This is a genomic window from Amycolatopsis sp. NPDC101161 (genome assembly GCF_044768185.1).
GTDB lineage: Bacteria > Actinomycetota > Actinomycetes > Mycobacteriales > Pseudonocardiaceae > Amycolatopsis.
This window is the reverse complement of record NZ_JBIWPI010000002.1, coordinates 699,298-716,596: the sequence shown is the minus strand read 5'-3', so window position 1 is coordinate 716,596 and position 17,299 is coordinate 699,298. Positions and strand designations below refer to the sequence as shown.

The following is a 17,299-nucleotide window of genomic DNA, read 5'->3' as shown; positions in this document are numbered from 1 at the left end:
GGACAAGATGAAGCCATGACGGACCAGCCCCCGAACGGCCTGCCCCGCTACCGCCTGCTCACCGGCCCGGACGACGCGAAGTTCTGCCACCGGGTCAGCGAGGCACTGGAGCTGGGCTACCGGCTCCACGGCTCCCCGGCGGCGACGTTCGACGGCAACCAGGTGATCGTGGCCCAGGCGCTGCTCTGGCAAGGCGCGCAAGGCTGACACCGGCCGGGGCGATCGCGAGCTCAGCCGAGCCCCGCCGTCGCCGCGTGGCGCAAGTACATGCCCGCGTACGAGCACCACGGCGTCCACGCCCGGGCCCGCTCGGCCAGCGAGCCCGGCGCGATGCCCAGCGCCGCGGCCCCGTGCCGGACCACCGCGTCCTCCGACAGCAGGACATCCGGGGCGCCGAGCACACGCATCAGCACGTAGTCCGCCGTCGACGCGTCGATGCCCGGGCACTCCACCAGCTCCGCGCGCAGCTCGGCCGCGTCCCGGCCGACGTGCACGTCGAGCCGTCCTTCGGCCAGCGCCACCGCCACCGGGTGGCCCGTCTCGGCGACCTGCGCCGCGGTCGGGAACAGCCGCGTCACGCCCCACTCGCCCGGAACCTCGTCGCCGGGCGGCAGCGGAACGTCGGGCAACGCCCGGAGCAGCAGCTCCTCGCCGTCGACCGTGCCCGGGACCCGGATTCCCGGCACGTCCAGCACCACCGGAGCCAGCGCCGGGTCGGCAACCAGGACCCGGGTGACCGCCGCCGGGTCGGCGTCGAGGTCGAGCAGCCGGCGCACGCGGCTGACCGCGCTGCCGAGGTCGCGCAGGTCCGTCAGCAGCAGCTCACAGCGCACGTGGTCCGGCTCGGGCGTCAGCCGGACGGCGCCGGTGCCGTGCGCGAGCCGCAGCGTCCGCGCGTAAGACGTCGAAGTCACCTCTTCGACGCCCGGCAGCGCGTGAGCGGCGAAGAAGCGAAGCAACCCGGCAGCGTCGAAGGACGGCCTGAACGGCAACCGGAGGCTGAGCCGGGTTCCGCTCACGTCGTGCCGACGCCGTGACGCGGCGAAGGCGCGAAGCTGCGACGGCGTCGTCGCGAACACCTCGCGGATCGTCTCGTTGAACTGCCGCACGCTGGAGAAGCCCGCCGCGAACGCGACGTCCGTCAGCGGCAACCCCGACACCTCGATCAGCAGCCGGGCCGAGTGCGCGCGGTGCGCCCGGGCCAGCGCGAGCGGGCCCGCGCCCAGCTCGGCGGTCAGCACCCGGCCGAGCTGGCGTTCCGAGTAGCCGAGCCGCCGCGCCAGACCCGGGACGCCTTCGCGCTCCACCGTTCCGTCGGAGATCAGGCGCATCGCCCGCGCGGCGAGGTCGGCGCGCACGTTCCAGTCCGGCGAGCCGGGCACCGCGTCGGGCAGGCAACGGCGGCAGGCGCGGAAGCCGTTGGCCTGCGCGGCCGCCGACGTCGGGAAGAAGCGGACGTTGCGCTCCTTCGGCGTCGACGCCGGGCAGGACGGCCGGCAGTAGATCCCGGTGGTGCGGACCGCCATGATGAACTGGCCGTCGAAGCGCGAGTCGCGGGCGGTGACCACGCGGTAGCAGCGCTCGGTGTCGCGCCAGAGCGCCGGTGCCTCCGTTGAGGTGACCATGGATCCGAGCATGCCAGCAGGTCAGGGCCGTCGCTGGCGGAAATCCGACGCCGCGTTGGGCGCGTGGGCCCCGGCCGGGCGGCCCACGTAGACTGCGGGATCGTGAGTCTCACCCTCGGTATCGTCGGCCTGCCCAACGTCGGCAAGTCCACCCTGTTCAACGCGCTGACCCGCAACGACGTGCTCGCCGCGAACTACCCGTTCGCGACGATCGAGCCGAACGTCGGCGTCGTGCCGCTGCCGGACCCGCGGCTGGACAAGCTGGCCGAGCTGTACAAGTCGGAGAAGACCGTCCCCGCTGTGGTGTCCTTTGTGGACATCGCGGGCATCGTGAAGGGCGCGTCCGAGGGTGCCGGGCTGGGCAACAAGTTCCTCGCGAACATCCGTGAGGCCAACGCGATCTGCCAGGTCATCCGCGTGTTCGACGACCCCGACGTGGTGCACGTCGACGGCCGGATCGACCCGTCGAGCGACATCGAGACGATCAACACCGAGCTGATCCTCGCCGACCTGCAGACCCTGGACAAGGCGCTGCCGCGGCTGGAGAAGGAAGCGCGGACGAAGAAGGAGAACAAGCCCGCGCTCGACAACGCGCAGAAGGCGAAGGAAATCCTCGACGCCGGGCGCACGCTCTTCCAGGCGCAGAAGGAAGTCGACTTCGACGCGCTGCGCGAGCTGAGCCTGCTGACGACGAAGCCGTTCCTGTACGTCTTCAACGCGGACGAGTCCGTGCTCACCGACGACGCCCGCCGCGAGGAGTTGACGAAGCTGGTCGCGCCGGCGGACGCGGTGTTCCTCGACGCGAAGGTCGAGGCGGAGCTGCTGGAGCTGGACGACGAGGAGTCGGTGCGCGAGCTGCTGGAGTCGGTAGGCCAGCCGGAGCCGGGCCTCTACTCCCTGGCCCGCGCGGGCTTCCACACGCTGGGGCTGCAGACGTACCTGACGGCGGGCCCGAAGGAGTCCCGAGCCTGGACGATCCCCCAGGGCGCGACGGCCCCCCAGGCGGCGGGCGTGATCCACACGGACTTCGAGCGCGGCTTCATCAAGGCGGAGATCGTCTCGTACGACGACCTGATGGAGGCGGGCTCGATGGCCGCGGCCCGCGCGGCGGGGAAGGTCCGCATGGAGGGCAAGGACTACATCATGGCCGACGGCGACGTGGTGGAGTTCCGCTTCAACGTCTGAGCGGAGTCCGTCTCGGACTCACCAGGTGCTGACGAGCGACCTGGTCGCGGCGTCGGCATCCTGGCCCGAAAGCCGCGCGGCCATGGCGGCCTTCAGCACGGCTGCCACTTGCCCGAAGATCATTTCGGACGAATTGACCAGGTCGAAGCCCGCACGGTCGATCGTGAGCGTGCCCGCTGGGAGACCAGGCCTTTCGTCGAGCGCACTGGCCACGGCTCGGGCGAACTCGCCGGGCAGCCCGACTGTGAACGGTTCCTTCCACAACTCGCTCGGGCAGGTCGGCTCGTCGTCGGCGTCGAACAGTCCGAAGGTCGCCACGGCAACGGTGAACTGCGTCTGACCGCCCCGGCCGGGCACGAACTGTCCGCCGACAAGAGCGCGTGGAGCGAGACCACCGAACCGTCGCAGGACTTCGACGTGCATCCGGACGGGGTCGCCACGGCGCCGGTGCTCGCGCGGGACGACCTCAGCCACTCTGCGGCCCGGTACGCCGCAGGTTGATCGCCCTCGCCGATCGCGACAAGGCCGTGCCGTTCCACGTCAACGATCGTCATCGCGGTCCCAACCCCCTAACTACTGGTTGTTACTTTCATTGGACGCAGGATATGCTGCGTCCAATGAAACCGTCGCCGAGCTTGCTCCCCCTGCTGCGATCGCGCATGCAGGGTGAGCTGCTCGCGCTGGTCCTGCTGCACCCCGAGCGCGAGTACAGCATCACCGAGCTCGCCGAGGCCTGCGGCGTCACGCCCACGGCCGTGCTGCGCGAGGTCGAGCGGCTCGTCGGCGGCGGCATCCTCGAAGACCGGCGGGTGGGCCGGAGCCGGCTCGTCAAGGCCCGCACGGACACCCCGCTCTACCGTCCGCTGAGTGACGTCATCGCGGTCACGTTCGGGCCGATGTCACTGCTCACCGAGGCCCTGTCCGGCCTGGCGGGCGTCGATGAGGCCTACATCTACGGGTCCTGGGCCGCGCGCTACAGCGGCGAACCGGGGCCGCCCCCCGGCGATGTCGACGTCCTCGTCGTCGGTTCGCCCGATCCGGACGCGCTCTTCGACCTGGCCGAGAGCGTGTCGCGACGGCTGGGCCGCGAGGTCAACGTCCATCGGATCTCGCCCGAAGCATGGGCGGCGGACACGGCGGATCCGTTCCTCACCAGCGTTCGTGAACGTCCGCTGGCCCGGCTGAACCTCGACCAGGAGGCTTGATGCCCCAGTGGAACCAAGGGCGCGAACGGATCGACGCCTTCATCGCGCGCGGCGCCATCGAGCACGTTCCGGCGTCGCGGGAGGCTGCCGAAGCCGAGCTGGTCAGAGCCCGCACCCACCTCGCTTCGGCGCGGCAGCTGCAGGAAACGGACCCGGAAGGCGCGTACACGCTGGCTTACGACAGCGCACGCCGCGCGTTGGCGGCCGTCTTGCAGAACGAGGGTCTGCGCGTGACGAGCCGGGGTGGCCACGTGACCGTCTACGAGGCGGTCCTCGCCCAGCTGGATCCGCCGCTGGGGCCGGTTCTGCGGCCCTTCAACCGGATGCGGGCCCGTCGCAACGAAATCGCCTACCGGTCTTCGGAGGCTCCGTCGATGACCGCCGAGGACGTGGCGGCCGACGTGCCGAAGGTGCTGGCGATCATCGAAGTGGCCGAAAAGGCCATCCCGAACATGCCGCGCTACTGAGCGGCGCGGAAGCCGGCCCCACCCGAAAGCCGGGCCGGCGACCGGATCAGCCGAGCAGGCCCATCAGGGCGATCACGATCAGCACCACCGCGGGGGCGAGAGCGTTGATCCAGGCGCGCTGGGCGGGGGTGAGGGCGGCGGTGCTGTTCATGCTGTTTCCTAGGGCCGAAACCGATGCTTCCGCCCTGCTCAGCGCGCTGATCATGTCCTTTGTTAGCGGCTGTGATCGAACTCACCGGCATCCGGGTGACGGCGGCCCCGGGCGGTGAACCAAAGCACCCCGCCGGCCGCTGCCACCATCGTCGCGAATGCCGCCGTACCGACCACGATCGCCTGAGTCATTCCGTCCCTCCATAGCAAAGCTGTTTACCGAGAGACGTCGAAACTACGAAAAAGTGCACCCAGAGTAATCGAGATCACATCGAGTCGAGCACCGAGTCGATCTGCGCCGCCAGTGAGAAGTCCTTCTCCGTCAGGCCGCCCGCCGAATGCGTGCTCAGCCGGAACGTCAGCGTGCGCCAGCGGATGTCGATGTCCGGGTGGTGGTCGGCCGCTTCGGCCAGCACCGCGACGCGGTCCACCACCTCGATCGCCTGCGGGAAGCTCGCCAGCTCCGCCTCGCGCGAAATCACCGCGCCGGACCGCGTCCAGCCGGCGCCCAGCCGTTCGTCGGCCTCGGCGTCGCTCAAGATTTCCGTCATGTCTCCATGGTCGTACGTCCTGGACTACGCTGCACGGTTGCCACGGGAGTCCGGTCAGCCGGGCTGAGAGGCGGGGTTACCCGCGACCGTTCGCACCTGACCGGATCATGCCGGCGAAGGGAGGGCTTTCCCCTCCTCGTCCGGAGAAGTGCAGGAGGGTAGATGAAACGCAGGGCTGGTCGCGCCGCGACGGCCGTCGCCGCCGTCAGCGTCGTCGCCGCGGGGTGCTCGCTGTCGGACGGTGACGGTGGCACGCAGCAGACGCCCACCGTCACCCTCGTGACGCACGACTCCTTCCTCGCGCCGCAGGAGGTGCTCGACGCCTTCCAGAAGCAGTCGGGCATCAAGGTCTCCGTGCTCAAGCAGGGCGACGCCGGTTCGCTGACCAACAAGCTCGTGCTGACCAAGGCCAACCCGATCGGCGACGTCGCGTACGGCGTCGACTCGACCTTCGCCTCGCGCGCGTTGCAGGAGGGCGTCTTCGAGCCCTACACCAGCCCGGAAGCCGACCGCGGACCGCAGCGCTACGCCGTCGACCCCGAGCACCGGCTGTCCGCGGTCGACGTCGGCGACGTCTGCGTCAACGTCGACACGAACTACTTCACGAGCAAGGGGATCCCGGCGCCGGAGTCCTACGACGACCTCGCCGACCCGAAGTACAAGGACCTGCTGGTCGCCGAGGACCCCGCGACCGCGTCGCCCGGCCTGGCGTTCCTCCTCGGCACCATCGCGAAGTACGGCGAGGCCGGCTGGAAGGACTACTGGACGAAGCTGAAGGCCAACGGCGTCAAGGTCGTCAGCGGCTGGGAAGAGGCCTACACCAAGGACTTCTCCGGTTCGTCCGGCAAGGGACCGCGCCCGATCGTCGTCTCGTACGCGTCTTCGCCCGCCGCGGAGGTGGGCGACGACGGCAAGCCGCGCACCAAGGCGCTGCTCGACACCTGCTACCGGCAGGTCGAATACGCCGGCGTGCTGGCGAACGGCAAGCAGACGGAGAGCGCGCGCAAGGTCGTCGACTTCCTGCTGTCGCAGCAGTTCCAGGCGACCGTCGCGGCGAACATGTACGTCTACCCGGCGCGCCAGGGAGTCGACCTGCCCGCGGGCTGGGCGCAGGTCGCGCCGCTGCCGCAGAAGCCGCAGACGCTGCCGGCGGACCAGGTGCAGGCCGGACGCGAGAAGTGGATCGGCGAATGGCGCACGCTCGTGCAGTGACGGCCCCGCCGCGGACTGCCCGCGGCCTGGGCTTGGCGCTGCTCGGATTGGCGCCGATCGGGTTCCTGGTGGTGTTCTTCGCCTGGCCGGTGCTGGCGATCGTCGGCCGCGGGTTCGCCGCGGGCGGCCTCGACGTCGTGCTCGGCGACGCGCGGACGTGGCAGCTGGCCGCGTTCACCGTCGCGAGCGCGGCCGCGTCGACGGTCGTCGCGGTGGTGGCCGGGTTGCCGGTGGCGTTCCTGCTCGCGCGGGTGCGGCTGCCCGGCGCCGGCCTCGCGCGGACGCTCGTCCTCGTGCCGTTCGTGCTGCCGACCGTCGTCGTCGGCCTGGCGTTCCGGGCTCTCTGGCCGGACGGCGGCGTGCTGCCGATCGTCCTGGCCAACGCGTTCTTCAACGTCGTCGTCGTCGCGCGGACCGTCGCGGGGCTGTGGGCGCGGCTCGACTCGCGGACGACCGATGCCGCCCGCGCGCTGGGCGCGTCGCCGTGGCGGGCGTTCCGCTCGGTGACGCTGCCCGCACTGGCACCGGCGATCGCGTCCGCCGCGGCCGTCGTGTTCCTGTTCTGCGCCACCAGCTTCGGCGTCGTCCTGATCCTCGGCGGCGCGCGCTACCGGACGCTGGAAACCGAGATCTACCTGCGAACGGTCGACCTGCTGGACCTTTCGGGCGCGGCCGCTCTGTCACTGATCCAGTTCGCCGCCGTCGTCGCCGCGCTCGTTCTCGGCGGCCTGGCGCGACGGCGCAAGGACGGCGCCCGGATCGGTTCCGGCGGGACGCGCCGGCCGCGGGGCGGCGAATGGTGGGTCGTCGGCGCGGCTGGCGTCGTCCTGGCGTTGCTCGTGACGCCGATCGTCGCACTGCTCGCCGAGTCGGTCTCCACTCCGGACGGGTGGAGCTTCGCCGGTTATCGAGCGTTAACGAGCACCGGTGAGAAGGGCGCGCTGCAGGTGTCCGGCTGGGACGCCGCGGTGAACTCGGTGAAGGTGGCGATCGACGCGACGCTGCTCGCGATGGTCGTCGGCGTGCTCGCGTCCGTCGTGCTGGTGGCGCTGCGCCGGTCGCCGGCGAAGGCCGCGCGCGGGCTCGGCGAGACGATGGACGCCGTGCTGATGCTGCCGCTCGGCGTGTCCGCGGTGACCGTCGGGTTCGGCTACCTCGTGACGCTCGACGCGCTGCCCGGCGACCTCCGGACGTCGCCTTACCTTGTACCGCTCGCGCAGGCGCTGGTGATCATCCCGCTGGTCGTGCGCATGGTGCTGCCGGTGCTGCGCTCGGTCGATGTCCGATTGCGGCAGGCCGCGTCGACGCTCGGCGCGAGCCCGCTGCGGGTCTGGCGGGAGATCGACCTGCCGCTGACGCTGCGGCCGCTGGTCGCGGCGGCCGGCTTCGGGTTCGTCGTCGCGCTCGGGGAGTTCGGCGCGACGAGCTTCCTCGCCCGGCCGACGGCGCCGACGCTGCCGGTCGCGATCGCGTCGCTGATGGCGCGCCCGGGGGAGCTGAACAACCAGATGGCGTACGCCGCGTGCGCGCTGTTGATGCTCGTGACGGTGCTGGCGGTCGCGCTGATCGACCGGCTCGGGCGCGGCCGGGTGGGAGAGTTCTGATGGCGTTGTCGGTGCGGGACCTGACCGTCCACTACGGATCGTTCGCGGCGGTCCGCGACGTCCGGCTGGACATCGCCGACGGCGAGGTGCTGGCGCTGCTCGGCCCGTCGGGCTCGGGGAAGTCGACGCTGCTGCGCGCGATCACCGGCCTGGAACCGTCCGCGCGCGGCGCGGTGAGCTGGGACGGCGACGACCTCGGCGCGGTGCCGGTCCACCGGCGCGGCTTCGGCCTGGTGTTCCAGGACGGCCAGCTGTTCGGCCACCGCGACGTGGCGGCGAACATCGCGTTCGGTCTGCGGATGCACGGTATACCGCGTATACAATGGGCACCGCGCGTCGCCGAGCTACTGGAGCTGGTGGGGCTTTCCGGGTTCGAACGTCGGCGCGTCACGGAGCTGTCCGGCGGGCAGGCCCAGCGGGTCGCGCTGGCCCGGGCGCTGGCGCCGAAGCCGCGGTTGCTCCTGCTGGACGAGCCGCTGTCCGGTTTGGACGCGGGGTTGCGCGAGCAGCTGGCCATCGACTTGGCGGACCTGCTGCGCCGCAGCAAGATCACGGCGTTGCTGGTGACGCACGACCAGGAGGAGGCGTTCACGCTGGCCGACCGGGTGGCGGTGCTGGACGCGGGCGAAGTGCGCCAGGAGGGCGCGGTCCGGCGGGTGTGGCGCAACCCGGCGGACGACGACGTGGCCCGCTTCCTGGGGGTGACGACGTTCGTGGAGGGCGTCGTGGCCGGCGGGGTGGCGCACACGACGTTGGGCGACGTGGCGTTGCCGGAGGCGGAGGACGGCCCGGTGCGACTGGGGTTGCGGCCGCACGCGCTGCGAGTGGCGGCTGAGGGAGTGCCGGGCGAGGTCGTGGCGGCGGTGCACCGCCGGGAGCACGTCCGGCTGGTCGTGAAGCTCGAAGCGTCCACTGTGGACGCGATCGCCCCGGCGGCGTCGGACCTGCGGGCCGGGGACGCGGTGAAGCTGGAGTTCGACCCGGACGGCGTCGCGCTCGTCGGCTAGCCGAGGCCACGGCGCGAAACGCAGCTGCGTAACGTTTCGGTGTCCATCGTATTTCGCGGCGTCGGGCCGCGCGACTTACGTCGTGCACAAAGCGACAACGGCCCGAGGAGCTGGTCATGGCCAATGGTGACGCAAGCATGGTGCACTCCTACCGATTCCTGCGGAAGGCGATCGGAATCATCGGAATCGCCCTGCCGTGGGTGCTGATGCTCGGGAAGTGGGCCATCTGGGGCGGTGGCCTGCTCGCCTCGATCAGCGGCTACTACTACAGCGACCTGCGGGGCGTCTTCGTCGGAAGCTTGTGCGCGGTCGGGGTTTTCCTGCTGGCCTACCGCGGGTACACCGGGACCGGCGACTGGGTCAGCACCTTCGCGGGGATCGCGGCGATCGTCGTCGCGCTCTTCCCGACCACGCCTCCGGGGAAGTACAACGGGACGGACAAACTGCTGGCCGGAGTGCACGCCACGGCCGCTGCTTGTTTCTTTCTGGCGCTCGCGGTTTTCTGCCTGTGGCTCTTCCCGCGCCGACCGGAAACGCCGCCTGGTAATCCGCAACAACCGGAGGGCGCCTGGCGCGGAAAGTTGTACATCGCGTGCGGCTCGGTGATCGTCCTGGCGCTTGTGCTCATCGTGATCGCCGGGTTGTTCGGCGACAACCGGCTCGGGGCGGTGAACCCAGTGCTGTGGTTGGAAACGATCGCGATCTTTGTGTTTGGTGTCGCCTGGTTCGTCCGCGGTACGACCGAACGGCCGGGCACCGGAGCTTGATGCCCGGACGAGGTGCCCGGCGAACCTCAGCCGTCGCGTGTGGACAGTCGGGCGTAAGCCAGCGACAGCCCGATCACGATGTAGCAAGCCGCCCGCAACGCGCCTTCGCCCAGCAGCTGCCCGCCCATCGGGTCCTGCAGGACCTCCGCCGGGGCGAGCGACCAGTTCTGCGTCAGCAGGAACGGGTGCAGCCACTTCAGCGACGACAGGAACCCGAGGATCGTGAACACGATGTCGGCCGCCAGGACCGAGGCCACCACCAGCATCGGGTGCTCGGTCCAGCTGGAGATCGCCAGCGCCACCGCGCCGACCGCCCACAGCTGCAGCACCACCCAGCCCGCCACCAGCAGGATCCGCGCCAGCGCGCCGCCCAGGGACAGCGTGGTGCCCGACAGCGTGAACAGCGAATCCGTGCCGTTGATGATCAGCCCGGTCACCACGCCCGTCACGCACATCGCCAGCACCGAGACCACCGACACCGTCGCGACGCCGAACGCCTTGACCGCCAGCAGGCGACCCCGCCCGACCGGCGCGATCAGCCAGCCGCGCAGCGTGCCGTGGGACGACTCGCCCGCGATCGCGTCCGCGCCCGCCATCGCCGAGGCCAGCGGGAGCAACAGGGCCAGCGACATCACGATCGCCGCGATCGGCAGGACGAACGCGTTGTTCACCGCGGACGCCAGCAGCGCTCCGCCGCCGTCGTTCGGGCCGCCGCCGGCCTGCGCGTTGTCGCTCACCAGCGTCAGGCCGATGCCGATCACGATCGGGATCAGCGCCAGCAGCCCCAGCACGGCCAGCGTGCGCGGCCGCCGGAAGATCCAGCGCAGCTCCGCGGCCAGCAACCGCGGCAACGGCACCGTGTCGTGGCCCGTGCGGGCCGCCGGTGCCTCCAGGACCGCCGTCATTCCGCCCCCTCCGTCAGCCGCGCGAACAGGTCTTCCAGCCCGGTGCGGGCCCGCGTCGCCTCGTGGACCGCGACCCCCGCGCCCACCAGGACCTCCAGCACGCGCGGTGCTTCGGTCGCCGTCAGGTCGGCGCGGACGCCGTCCGGGGTGAGCCGGGCGCCGATCCGGTGCTCGCGCAACACCTCGACGGCCTTCTCCGCGTCCGGCGTGCGGACCAGCAGTGCCGCGTTGCCGGACTCCAGCAGCTCGGCCAGCTCGCCCTGCGCGACGACGTTGCCGGCCTGCAGCACGGCCACGTGCGTGCACGTCGCCTCCACCTCGGCCAGCAGGTGCGACGACACCAGCACCGTGACGCCGGCGGCGTGCAGCTCGGCGACGATCCTGCGGATCTCCCTGGTACCCGCAGGATCGAGGCCGTTGGTCGGCTCGTCGAGCACGACCATCTTCCGCGGCACGAGCAACGCCGAAGCGAGGCCGAGCCGCTGCTTCATGCCGAGCGAGTAGCCCTTGTAGCGCCGCCGCGCCGCGCCGGTCAGCCCGACGCGCTCCAGTGCGGAATCCACCGCGGCCGGGATCCCGGCCGACGTCAGCCGCGGTTCCGCCGCGGCGAAGCGCAGCAGGTTGTCGCGCCCGGACAGGAACGGGTGGAAGCCCGGCCCCTCGACCAGCGCGCCGACGTCCGGCAGCGCGTGCGCCGCGGCATCGGGCATCGGACGGCCGAGCAGCTCGACCTCGCCCTCGGTCGGCCGGACCAGACCGAGCAGCATCCGGATGGTGGTCGTCTTGCCCGAGCCGTTCGGCCCGAGCATCCCGACGACCGCGCCCTCCGGGATGTCGAGGTCGACGTGGTCCACCGCGACGGTGCTGCCGTAGACCTTGCGCAACCCCCGTGTGCGCGCGGCCAGCGGGACCGCCGGGGCGGACGCCTCCGAAGAGACGTCCGCCCCGGACTCGATGGCCGTGCTGGTCACTTCTGACCCAGCGCTTCGTAGAGGACCTGCTCCGGCACCGCGCCGGCGGCGAAGCGGCCGTCGTCGGTCAGCACCGCGCTGCCCACCTTCGTGGTGACGAGGTAGCCGCTGCCCCACGCGCCGTTGACCTTCTTGGCGAACCGCTCGAGCAGCGCCTTCGGGTCGGCGTTGCGGCCCTCACGGCCGGACTGCTGCTTCGGCGCCGCGTTCAGCGCGTCCGCCGGGACCTTGCCCGTGACGACGGTGTCCCAGCCGTCGCCGACGACCTTGACGTCCTGCTTGGCCTGCTCGGCGAGGTCCTTGTCCTTCTGGTCGACGGTCGGCGTCTTCTCCTGCACCTTCGCGCCCTTCGGCGGGGTGAAGGTGAAGAGGTCGGCCGGCTGCTGCGTGAACTGGATCTCGCTGAACGCGACCTCGAGCGCCGGCGTCGACGTGCCGTTGCTCAGCACCGACACCCGCAGCGGCATCCGCGTCTGCGAGTCGACCGCGACGCGGATCTCGCGCAGCAGGGTCCGCTCGCTCGGCTTCGGCGTCAGGACCAGCTCGTAGGCCGGGCGGTCGGCGACGGTCGCGGTGCCGTCGACCGACACCGTGCTGCTCTCGCGGACCTTCGCCAGCAGTTCGGTCGACGCCGCGACCGGGTCGGCCAGCTTCTCGCTGCCCGCGCCCTTCTGCTTGGCCACGTCGGCCGGGATGGTCACCTTCGTCGCGGTGTTCGTCTTGGAGCTGTAGTCCCAGACGGTCGTGCCGTCGTGGACGACGGTCTCCTGGCTCGCGCCCTGCGTGGCTGCCAGGCGGCTCTTGCCGGCGCCGTCGCTGAAGATGTGCGCCGAGTCGATGTTCAGCGCCGACGCCCCCGGGATCGCGTTCCCCACCGACGGCAGCCCCAGGTCGTTGCTGATCTTGACCGTGCCGTCGAACGCGCCCGGCTTGGCCTTCATGACCGACTGCACCAGGTCTTCGGCGCTCACCTGCGGCAGCGCCGGCTTGGCGTCGGCGCTGGCCGGCATCGCGATGAACGCGAGCCCGCCCGCACCGAGCGCGGTGCCGACGACCGCGGCGGTGATGCCCTTCGTCTTCGGTTTCATGCGTCTCTCCCTGTGGTGTTCCCGGGCTCGAGTGTGCCCGGCTTCCCGGCACCGACGCTTCCCTCTCGAGACTGAGATACCCCTGAAGGTTGTCCCTCTCCGGCTGAGATCGTGCTGAGAGCCGGCGCACGACCTGCGCGAACCGGTCATGATGAACCTCGTGAAACCTCGGGTGCTGGTGGTCGACGACGAACCGGGCGTGCGGAAAGCACTGCAACGCGGGCTGCGCGCGGAAGACATGGACGTGGTCACCGCGGCGGACGGCCCTACCGGGCTGCAGCTGGCGAGCACGGGCTCGTTCGACGTCATCCTGCTCGACATCATGCTGCCGGGCCTGTCCGGCTACCGCGTGCTGGAACGCCTGCGCAAGGACGGCGTCATGACGCCGGTGCTGCTCGTCTCGGCCAAGGACGGCGAGATCGACCAGGCCGACGGCCTCGACCTCGGCGCCGACGGCTACCTCGTCAAGCCGTTCTCCTTCGTGGTGCTGGTCGCGCAGGTCCGCGCGACCCTGCGCCGCGCCGGACCGGAAGCGGGCCGCGGCACGCTGCGCCTCGGTGCGCTGGCGGTCGACCGCGGGCTGCGGCAGGTGCACTGGCACGGCGAGGAGGTCGGGCTGAGCCCGCGCGAGTTCGCGCTGCTGGAGGTCCTCGTCGGCCGCGCGGGCACGGTCGTCACGAAGGACGAGCTGCTGCGCGCGGTCTGGGGCGAGGAGCAGGCGGTCACGCGCAACCTCGTCGAGGTATACGTCGGATACGTACGACGTAAGTTGGACGCCGTCGGCGCCGGCGCGCTGCTGCGGACGGTGCGCGGGCACGGCTACCTGGCCTCGGACGCGCAGCTCGACGAGGTCATCACCCCGTGAGCTCCTGGTGGCGGGGCCGGTCCCTGCAAGTCCGGATCACCCTGCTGGCCGCGACGATCACCCTGGCTTGCCTGCTCGGGCTGGCCGCGCTGGCCGCGTCCAACCTCTCCCCGCTGCTCATCGGCTCGGTCGACCGAGAGCTGTCGGCCGCGCTCGGCCCGGCCGGCGCCGACGTGAGCGCCGGCCGCCCGCTGTCCGGCGCGGCACCGGTGACGCTGCGCGTGCTCGACATCGCGGGCGCACCGGTGGACGGCGGCACGCCGACCGGCCTTACGTTGTACGACATCTCGACGCTGAAAGCGGGACAGCCGGTCCAGCGCGACGGCGCGCGGTACCTCGGGACGGTCGTCAGCACGCCGGACGGGTCGCAGCGGCTGGTCGTCGCCGGGGCCGGGCTGGTCGGGTTCTCCGCGGCGGTGCACTACGGCGGGGTGTGGCTGGTGGTCGTCGCGTCGGTCGGGGCGCTGGTCGCCGGCTTCGCGACGTGGCTGGTGGTCCGCCTGTCGCTGCGCCCGGTGGCGCGCATGCGGGGTTCGGTGCGCGCGTTGCCACCGGGGGCGCGGCTGGCGCTGCCGGACTCGCACGACGAGCTGCGCGCGCTGGCGGAGGAGTTCAACGCGCTGATGGAGCGGCAGGAGCAGGCGAGCGACCGGCTCCGGCGCTTCACCGGCGACGCGGCGCACGAGCTGCGGTCGCCGGTCGCGTCGATCCGGGTGCAGGCCGAGGTCGCGGTGACCAACCCGGATCCGGAGCTGTCCCAGGAGACTCTGTCGGACATCTTGACGGAAGCCGAGCGGCTGTCGTCGCTGCTGGACGGGCTGTTGTCGTTGGCCCGCTCGGACGCGGGGGAGGTGCCGCCCGCGGAGCCGGTCGAGCTGGTCAGCGAGGTCCGCGCGGCGGTCGCGCGGCTGCCGGTGGGGGCGCCGGAGGCGCGGGTGAGCAACGCGGTCCCGCAGGCGTGGGCGTCGGCCGCGCACGCCGAGGTGGAGCTGGTGCTGGACAACCTGCTGCGCAACGCGTGCCGCTACGCGCGCGGGGAGATAGTGGTGTCGGTGCTGGCGTCGCGCTCGTCGGTGCGGGTGGTGGTCGACGACGACGGCCCGGGCATCGCGCCGGAGCACCGCGAGAAGGTGTTCGACCGGTTCTACCGCATCGCCGACGACCGGGCCCGGTCGTCCGGCGGGACGGGACTCGGGCTGGCAATGGTGGCGGAGACGGTCCGGCGCCGAGGCGGCCGGGTACAGGTGAGCGAGTCCCCGGACGGCGGGGCGCGGTTCGTGGTCGCCTGGCGCACGGCCGCGGGGGAGGACGCAGGCTCGCGCGGCTGAAGCACAGACGTGCACGACTGCAGCGCAGACATGCACGGCTGCTGCGCGGACCTGCACGGTTGAAGCGCGGACCTGCATGACCGCAGTGCGGACGTGCGCGGCTGTAGTGCGGGACCTGCGCTACTGCAGTGCGGACATGCGCGGTTGAAGCGCGGACACGCAGGACTGCAACGCGGACGTGCACGACCGCAGCGCGGACATGTACGACCGCAGCGCGGCGCATTCTTACGTCGTAAGGTGGCTTACCTTGTAAGGTGACGTCGTCCGGCCGATCAGAGGGGCTTCCGGGTAGATTCCGGGGCTGTGAACGGTGTGATCGTGGGTGCCGCCCTGGTGCGGGACGGCAAGCTGCTCGCCCAGCAGCGGGCCTGGCCGCCGAAGCACACCGGGCAGTGGGAACTGCCTGGTGGCCGGGTCGAGGAGGGCGAGTCCGAGGCCTTCGCGCTGGCTCGTGAGTGCAGTGAGGAGCTCGACGTCGTCATCGAGGTCGGTGCGCGCGTCGGGGAAGACGTCCCACTTCCCGGCGGGAAGGTCCTCCGCATCTACGCCGCGAAGCTCGTTTCGCCCGGGGAAGAGCCGCGCGCGGTCGAACACCTCGCCGTCCGGTGGCTCGGGCTCGATGACCTCGACGACGTCGACTGGCTGCCCGCCGACCGCGTCCTGCTCCCGGCCTTCCGGGAGCTGCTCTCCTGAGCCGGGAGCAGGACGCGGACCTTCAATTCGCCCCGATCATCCGCAGTGCCGCGTCGAGCCGGTGCGATCCGCGCTCCCGGGCGCGCTCCGCGCCCGCCTTGCGGACCCGGTCCAGCTCCGCGACGTCGTCGAGCAGGGTTAACGCGCGTTCACGCAGCGGGCGCAGCTCCTCGATCACCGCGTCGGCGACCGCGTCCTTCACCGCTCCGTACGAGGAGAACTCCGAAGCCAGGTCCGCCGGCGAACCTCCCCGGCACGCGGCCAGGATCTCCAGCAGGTTCGCCATCCCCGGCCGGGTGTCCGGTTCGTGCGCCGGGACCGTCTCGCCGTCGGTGACCGCGCGGCGGATCTTGCGGCGGATCTGGTCGGGCTCGTCGAGCGCGAACACCACGCCCGCCGCGTCGCGTGCCGACTTCGACATCTTGCGCGTCGGGTCCGCCAGGTCCTTCACCCGCGCGCCCGCCGGCGGGAGCACCGCCCGCGGGATGGTGAACACGTCGCCGTACGTGCCGTTGAAGCGCTTGGCCAGCGTGCGCGTCAGCTCGACGTGCTGGCGCTGGTCCTCGCCGACCGGTACCTCGTCCGCGCCCTGCAGAAGGATGTCCGCGGCCATCAGCGCCGGGTAGGTCAGCAGCGACAGCCGCACGCCCGCCTGCCCCTTGGACTTCTCCTTGAACTGGATCATCCGCGCGGCCTCGCCGTAGTTGCAGGTGCACTCCAGGACCCACGTCAGCGCGCCCAGTTCGCGGGCCAGGTCGGACTGGACGAACACCCGCTCGGGATCGATGCCGGCGGCGATCAGCACCGCCAGCTGTTCGTGGGCCAGGGATCGGAGTTTCGCCGGGTTGTGCGGCGTCGTCATGCCGTGCAGGTCGGCGACGAAGTACAGGTCGTCCGCGCCGCCCTCGCGAGCCCAGCGGCGCACGGCCCCGAGGTAGTTGCCGAGGTGGACGTGACCGGAGGGCGTGATGCCGGACAGCTTGCTCATGAAACAGCCTTTCCGAGGTGGGGACCACCCCGGAGAAGGCATGAAAAAGGCCGCCCGTCCGGGGCGGCCGCTGGTGATCAGCGCAGGACTAGACGGCCGCCGAGGGCGGCCACCAGCTGAACGTCTGCGCTTGCATACACCGAGCTTAGCCGATGACCGTCACCACTCGGTATCGTCCGGACGCGGGATCGGCCGCGCGGGTCTACCGTCTTAACCATGTATGTCGTCCTGCTGAACTACACGGCCCCGATCGAGGAAATCGACTACGCGCTCCCGGACCACGCCGAGTGGCTGAACAAGCAGTACGAGCACGGCCACTTCCTGGCGTCCGGGCGGCGGAACCCGCGCACCGGCGGCGTGATCATCACGCGCCCGATGTCCCGCGGGAAGCTCGATGCCATCCTGGCGTCCGACCCGTTCTGCGTGAAGCACCTCGCGCAGTACGAGGTCATCGAGTTCTCGCCGACGAAGACCGCGCCGGAGCTGCGGCTGCTCAACGAGGCCGTGCCCCACTAGGGCTCAAGCGGCCAGGTCCAGCTTCGCCTTCTTCAGGGCCAACACCGGGCACTTCTTGCAGCGCGGCTTCGACCGGCAGCACTTCTTCTTGACCTTGCCGGCCTTCATCAGCTTGCGCACGACCTTCCGCGGGTCGTCGTGCTTCTTGCCCACGCGCACGCACCTTCCGGAT

21 protein-coding genes and 1 riboswitch are annotated in these 17,299 nt (G+C 71.3%); of the genes, 12 read left to right on the top strand and 9 right to left on the bottom strand.

What is annotated here, in order from left to right; all coding sequences use genetic code 11:
- The first annotated feature begins 15 nt into the window (after window positions 1-15).
- A complete protein-coding gene (locus tag ACIRSS_RS14515; RefSeq protein ID WP_400894673.1) occupies window positions 16-207 on the top strand; it encodes a DUF1737 domain-containing protein in 192 nt (63 codons plus the stop codon).
- Window positions 208-230: 23 nt separating this feature from the next.
- Here ACIRSS_RS14515 and ACIRSS_RS14510 read toward each other — a convergent pair whose 3' ends face one another.
- Complete coding sequence (locus ACIRSS_RS14510; protein ID WP_400894670.1) at window positions 231-1,625, bottom strand: DNA-3-methyladenine glycosylase 2 family protein; 1,395 nt, start codon at window positions 1,623-1,625, stop codon at window positions 231-233.
- A gap of 102 nt (window positions 1,626-1,727) precedes the next feature.
- Between ACIRSS_RS14510 and ychF the strand changes: the two genes are divergently transcribed.
- Window positions 1,728-2,810, top strand: coding sequence for a redox-regulated ATPase YchF (ychF, locus tag ACIRSS_RS14505; RefSeq protein WP_400894667.1), 1,083 nt, complete (start codon window positions 1,728-1,730; stop codon window positions 2,808-2,810).
- A gap of 18 nt (window positions 2,811-2,828) precedes the next feature.
- On the opposite strand, the gene ACIRSS_RS14500 is transcribed toward ychF, so the two are convergent.
- Window positions 2,829-3,233, bottom strand: a complete 405-nt coding sequence (locus tag ACIRSS_RS14500) for a hypothetical protein (RefSeq protein ID WP_400894664.1) — start codon at window positions 3,231-3,233, stop codon at window positions 2,829-2,831.
- A gap of 194 nt (window positions 3,234-3,427) precedes the next feature.
- On the opposite strand from ACIRSS_RS14500, the gene ACIRSS_RS14495 reads away from it, so the two are divergent.
- Entirely contained in the window at window positions 3,428-4,015 is a 588-nt protein-coding gene (locus ACIRSS_RS14495; RefSeq protein ID WP_400894662.1) for an ArsR family transcriptional regulator, read from the top strand.
- Window positions 4,015-4,482 carry a hypothetical protein gene (locus tag ACIRSS_RS14490; RefSeq protein WP_400894659.1) on the top strand — a complete coding sequence of 156 codons (468 nt, stop codon included), beginning with the start codon at window positions 4,015-4,017 and terminating at the stop codon, window positions 4,480-4,482. Before ACIRSS_RS14495 ends, ACIRSS_RS14490 begins: the two co-directional genes overlap by 1 nt.
- Before the next feature lie 213 nt (window positions 4,483-4,695).
- Here the strand turns inward: ACIRSS_RS14490 and ACIRSS_RS14485 are convergent, their stop codons facing one another.
- Window positions 4,696-4,824: a hypothetical protein gene (locus tag ACIRSS_RS14485; protein WP_364453334.1), complete on the bottom strand. Its 129-nt coding sequence runs from the start codon at window positions 4,822-4,824 to the stop codon at window positions 4,696-4,698.
- A 74-nt stretch (window positions 4,825-4,898) separates the two neighbouring features.
- Window positions 4,899-5,183: a 4a-hydroxytetrahydrobiopterin dehydratase gene (locus ACIRSS_RS14480; protein ID WP_400894657.1), complete on the bottom strand. Its 285-nt coding sequence runs from the start codon at window positions 5,181-5,183 to the stop codon at window positions 4,899-4,901.
- Between the two features lie 32 nt (window positions 5,184-5,215).
- A riboswitch (TPP riboswitch) is annotated at window positions 5,216-5,323 on the top strand.
- Window positions 5,324-5,345: 22 nt separating this feature from the next.
- Here ACIRSS_RS14480 and ACIRSS_RS14475 point away from each other — a divergent pair.
- The 4 genes from ACIRSS_RS14475 to ACIRSS_RS14460 all read left to right on the top strand — a co-directional run bounded on the left by ACIRSS_RS14475 (window position 5,346) and on the right by ACIRSS_RS14460 (window position 9,773).
- A complete protein-coding gene (locus ACIRSS_RS14475; protein WP_400894655.1) occupies window positions 5,346-6,395 on the top strand; it encodes a thiamine ABC transporter substrate binding subunit in 1,050 nt (349 codons plus the stop codon).
- Complete coding sequence (locus tag ACIRSS_RS14470) at window positions 6,374-7,999, top strand: ABC transporter permease (RefSeq protein WP_400894653.1); 1,626 nt, start codon at window positions 6,374-6,376, stop codon at window positions 7,997-7,999. Before ACIRSS_RS14475 ends, ACIRSS_RS14470 begins: the two co-directional genes overlap by 22 nt.
- Window positions 7,999-9,006, top strand: a complete 1,008-nt coding sequence (locus ACIRSS_RS14465) for an ABC transporter ATP-binding protein (RefSeq protein ID WP_400894650.1) — start codon at window positions 7,999-8,001, stop codon at window positions 9,004-9,006. Before ACIRSS_RS14470 ends, ACIRSS_RS14465 begins: the two co-directional genes overlap by 1 nt.
- Window positions 9,007-9,122: 116 nt before the next feature.
- Window positions 9,123-9,773 (top strand): DUF998 domain-containing protein, encoded by a 651-nt coding sequence (locus tag ACIRSS_RS14460; RefSeq protein WP_400894648.1) that lies wholly within the window; start codon window positions 9,123-9,125, stop codon window positions 9,771-9,773.
- A 26-nt stretch (window positions 9,774-9,799) separates the two neighbouring features.
- On the opposite strand, the gene ACIRSS_RS14455 is transcribed toward ACIRSS_RS14460, so the two are convergent.
- The 3 genes from ACIRSS_RS14455 to ACIRSS_RS14445 are packed head-to-tail and all read right to left on the bottom strand — an operon-like array spanning window position 9,800 to window position 12,737.
- Complete coding sequence (locus tag ACIRSS_RS14455) at window positions 9,800-10,678, bottom strand: ABC transporter permease (protein ID WP_400894645.1); 879 nt, start codon at window positions 10,676-10,678, stop codon at window positions 9,800-9,802.
- Window positions 10,675-11,649, bottom strand: a complete 975-nt coding sequence (locus tag ACIRSS_RS14450) for an ABC transporter ATP-binding protein (protein ID WP_400894643.1) — start codon at window positions 11,647-11,649, stop codon at window positions 10,675-10,677. The genes ACIRSS_RS14455 and ACIRSS_RS14450 overlap by 4 nt, the downstream gene beginning before the upstream one ends.
- On the bottom strand, window positions 11,646-12,737 hold the full coding sequence (locus tag ACIRSS_RS14445) for an outer membrane lipoprotein carrier protein LolA (protein WP_400894641.1): 1,092 nt from the start codon (window positions 12,735-12,737) through the stop codon (window positions 11,646-11,648). Before ACIRSS_RS14445 ends, ACIRSS_RS14450 begins: the two co-directional genes overlap by 4 nt.
- Window positions 12,738-12,885: 148 nt before the next feature.
- Between ACIRSS_RS14445 and ACIRSS_RS14440 the strand changes: the two genes are divergently transcribed.
- From ACIRSS_RS14440 to ACIRSS_RS14430, 3 genes are all read left to right on the top strand, one after another.
- Window positions 12,886-13,602: a response regulator transcription factor gene (locus tag ACIRSS_RS14440; protein WP_400894638.1), complete on the top strand. Its 717-nt coding sequence runs from the start codon at window positions 12,886-12,888 to the stop codon at window positions 13,600-13,602.
- Window positions 13,599-14,930: a sensor histidine kinase gene (locus tag ACIRSS_RS14435; RefSeq protein ID WP_400894635.1), complete on the top strand. Its 1,332-nt coding sequence runs from the start codon at window positions 13,599-13,601 to the stop codon at window positions 14,928-14,930. The genes ACIRSS_RS14440 and ACIRSS_RS14435 overlap by 4 nt, the downstream gene beginning before the upstream one ends.
- Before the next feature lie 303 nt (window positions 14,931-15,233).
- Window positions 15,234-15,623, top strand: a complete 390-nt coding sequence (locus ACIRSS_RS14430) for an NUDIX domain-containing protein (RefSeq protein ID WP_400894632.1) — start codon at window positions 15,234-15,236, stop codon at window positions 15,621-15,623.
- A 22-nt stretch (window positions 15,624-15,645) separates the two neighbouring features.
- Here the strand turns inward: ACIRSS_RS14430 and trpS are convergent, their stop codons facing one another.
- Window positions 15,646-16,611, bottom strand: coding sequence for a tryptophan--tRNA ligase (trpS, locus tag ACIRSS_RS14425; RefSeq protein WP_400894630.1), 966 nt, complete (start codon window positions 16,609-16,611; stop codon window positions 15,646-15,648).
- A gap of 216 nt (window positions 16,612-16,827) precedes the next feature.
- Between trpS and ACIRSS_RS14420 the strand changes: the two genes are divergently transcribed.
- A complete protein-coding gene (locus ACIRSS_RS14420; RefSeq protein WP_086677642.1) occupies window positions 16,828-17,127 on the top strand; it encodes a YciI family protein in 300 nt (99 codons plus the stop codon).
- Window positions 17,128-17,130: 3 nt separating this feature from the next.
- On the opposite strand, the gene ACIRSS_RS14415 is transcribed toward ACIRSS_RS14420, so the two are convergent.
- Entirely contained in the window at window positions 17,131-17,280 is a 150-nt protein-coding gene (locus tag ACIRSS_RS14415) for a hypothetical protein (protein WP_166641800.1), read from the bottom strand.
- Window positions 17,281-17,299: the final 19 nt, after the last annotated feature.

Excerpts from the sequence above, each read along its gene's own strand:
- ACIRSS_RS14455 (WP_400894645.1), bottom strand. The coding sequence starts at position 10,678 with ATGACGGCGGTCCTGGAGGCACCGGCGGCCCGCACGGGCCACGACACG.
- ACIRSS_RS14445 (WP_400894641.1), bottom strand. The coding sequence starts at position 12,737 with ATGAAACCGAAGACGAAGGGCATCACCGCCGCGGTCGTCGGCACCGCG.
- ACIRSS_RS14490 (WP_400894659.1), top strand. The coding sequence starts at position 4,015 with ATGCCCCAGTGGAACCAAGGGCGCGAACGGATCGACGCCTTCATCGCG.
- ACIRSS_RS14465 (WP_400894650.1), top strand. The coding sequence starts at position 7,999 with ATGGCGTTGTCGGTGCGGGACCTGACCGTCCACTACGGATCGTTCGCG.
- ACIRSS_RS14495 (WP_400894662.1), top strand. The coding sequence starts at position 3,428 with ATGAAACCGTCGCCGAGCTTGCTCCCCCTGCTGCGATCGCGCATGCAG.
- ACIRSS_RS14510 (WP_400894670.1), bottom strand. The coding sequence starts at position 1,625 with ATGGTCACCTCAACGGAGGCACCGGCGCTCTGGCGCGACACCGAGCGC.
- ACIRSS_RS14480 (WP_400894657.1), bottom strand. The coding sequence starts at position 5,183 with ATGACGGAAATCTTGAGCGACGCCGAGGCCGACGAACGGCTGGGCGCC.
- ACIRSS_RS14440 (WP_400894638.1), top strand. The coding sequence starts at position 12,886 with ATGATGAACCTCGTGAAACCTCGGGTGCTGGTGGTCGACGACGAACCG.
- ACIRSS_RS14470 (WP_400894653.1), top strand. The coding sequence starts at position 6,374 with ATGGCGCACGCTCGTGCAGTGACGGCCCCGCCGCGGACTGCCCGCGGC.
- ACIRSS_RS14460 (WP_400894648.1), top strand. The coding sequence starts at position 9,123 with ATGGCCAATGGTGACGCAAGCATGGTGCACTCCTACCGATTCCTGCGG.
- trpS (WP_400894630.1), bottom strand. The coding sequence starts at position 16,611 with ATGAGCAAGCTGTCCGGCATCACGCCCTCCGGTCACGTCCACCTCGGC.
- ACIRSS_RS14475 (WP_400894655.1), top strand. The coding sequence starts at position 5,346 with ATGAAACGCAGGGCTGGTCGCGCCGCGACGGCCGTCGCCGCCGTCAGC.
- ACIRSS_RS14420 (WP_086677642.1), top strand. The coding sequence starts at position 16,828 with ATGTATGTCGTCCTGCTGAACTACACGGCCCCGATCGAGGAAATCGAC.
- ACIRSS_RS14485 (WP_364453334.1), bottom strand. The coding sequence starts at position 4,824 with ATGACTCAGGCGATCGTGGTCGGTACGGCGGCATTCGCGACGATGGTG.
- ACIRSS_RS14500 (WP_400894664.1), bottom strand. The coding sequence starts at position 3,233 with ATGCACGTCGAAGTCCTGCGACGGTTCGGTGGTCTCGCTCCACGCGCT.
- ACIRSS_RS14515 (WP_400894673.1), top strand. The coding sequence starts at position 16 with ATGACGGACCAGCCCCCGAACGGCCTGCCCCGCTACCGCCTGCTCACC.